Genomic DNA, 1,975 nt, shown 5'->3' with positions numbered 1-1,975 from the left:
ATTCCAACAAATAAATCATCCTTGCTTTGATGCGATCGCACCTAACAAGGCTCTTTTAGCCCGCGCAGGCGGGCTTTGTCCGTGTAGCTCCAGGCTTGAGCCTGCGGGTTTTTTGAAGGTTTTATTTTTTGGAGTTCCCTAAGTTCGGGCTAACAGAGGGGCCGCACCAAGCAGGGTTTTGGTGTAGGGATGTTGAGGATTTGTGAAAATCTCGCGGGTGTTGCCGAGTTCCACAATCTGCCCGGAATTCATCACCGCAATGCGATCGCAGAAAAACCGCGCCACCCACAAATCATGGGTAATAAACAAATAAGTCAGGTCAAATTCCTGCTTTAACTCCAACATCAACTCCAACACCTGAGTTTGAACACTGGCATCTAACATACTCACCGGCTCATCACAAATCAGTAACTGAGGCTGAGTAATCAAAGCGCGGGCGATCGCCACCCGTTGCTGTTGACCCCCGGACAAATCCGAAGGATAGCGATCGTAAAAGTCCGATGCGGGAGTCAACCCCACCCGTTCCAACATCTGCATCACCAATTGTTTAGCTTGTTCCGGCGTGGCTAACTTATGAATAAACAGAGGGTCAGCAATGCTTTGTCCCACCGTCATCATCGGATTGAGACAAGCGTGGGGGTCTTGAAACACCATCTGGATCTGTCTGCGTTGCTGCTGCATGGACCGACGAGACAGTTGGGTGAGTTCCTGACCTAAAAATTCCACATTGCCACCCGTAGGGGTCACCAATTGTAAAATTGTGCGAGAGAGGGTACTTTTTCCACAGCCCGATTCTCCCACTAACCCGAGAATTTCTCCTTTGTAAATCTGTAAATTAACCCCATCCACCGCTTTAATCGTCTGGTTTTGTTTACCTGACAACCAGCGATCGAGTAAGTTGGTTTCTAGGGTATAGTGTTGCTGCAAGTCTTTCAGAGAAAGCAAAGGAGTGGATTTAAGGTCTGGAGGAGTTTGTACTGCATCCGGGTCGATCGCCTGAATATGTAAGGCAGCTTTGAGCAGGGATTGTGTATAGGGATGTTGCGGATTAAACAAAACTTCTTGCGTTTTGCCGGTTTCCACCATTTCGCCTTTATACATAACAGCAATGCGATCGCAATATTCCCCCACCATTGCCAAATCGTGAGAAATCAGCAACAGCGCTAAATCCCGGTCCCGACAGAGGCGCGTGAGTTCCTGTAAAATTTCCGCTGAAACCGTCACATCTAAACTGGTGGTCGGTTCATCGGCCACAATTAACTTCGGATCCAGCAACAGTGCCAAGGCGATCGCCACCCGTTGACGCATCCCCCCACTAAACTCATGAGGATATTGGGACCATCGCGCTGCCGGAATCTTCACCGCCTCCAAAGTGGCGACTGCCTTTTCCTTAGCCTGTTTTCGGCTTAAATTCGGTTGATGAGCCTTCAGGGTTTCTATACAATGCTCCCCAATCGTCATCAAAGGGTCTAACCTCGTCATCGGGTCTTGAAAAATCAGGGCCACCGCTTCTCCCCGAAACCGGCGTAACTCCGATGGCGTCAAGTCAAACACTGGTTGACCCTTAAAGTACACTTGTCCCTCGACTAAGCTAGAAGGCGGCAATAATCGCATCGCGGCGCGTCCTAAAGTAGACTTCCCGCAGCCCGATTCTCCCACCAATCCCATCCGTTCCCCGGGTGACAGGGTAAAAGACACCCCATTCACCGCCCAAACCGACTCACTCCCACCCCCACCACGTCCGGAAGGGTAGGCAACTCGCAGATTTTCTACACAAAATAAAGCGTCATTCATATTTGTTGGTGGTTGGTTATTGGATGGGAAGTAGGAAGGAGGGGGTTCATGTTCGTAGTAACGACTTCAGTCGTTACCGCGTGACTTGGCGTCAGCCAATTCACGCACCCCTGTCCGGATCCTCCAGTTTCTTCGGGGAGATGGGGTTCATGTTCGTAGTAACGACTTCAGTCGTTACCGC

1 protein-coding gene is annotated in these 1,975 nt (G+C 50.2%); it reads right to left on the bottom strand.

Going from position 1 to position 1,975, the window contains the following annotated elements; translation table 11 throughout:
- Window positions 1-138: 138 nt before the first annotated feature.
- Window positions 139-1,794, bottom strand: coding sequence for an ABC transporter ATP-binding protein (locus NG833_RS30015; RefSeq protein WP_254568923.1), 1,656 nt, complete (start codon window positions 1,792-1,794; stop codon window positions 139-141).
- Between the last annotated feature and the right edge of the window lie 181 nt (window positions 1,795-1,975).

Source organism: Oscillatoria sp. HE19RPO, assembly GCF_024220515.1.
Lineage (GTDB): Bacteria > Cyanobacteriota > Cyanobacteriia > Cyanobacteriales > Laspinemataceae > Laspinema.
The sequence above is the reverse complement of the archived record's forward strand: the minus strand, read 5'-3'. Positions and strand labels throughout refer to the sequence as shown.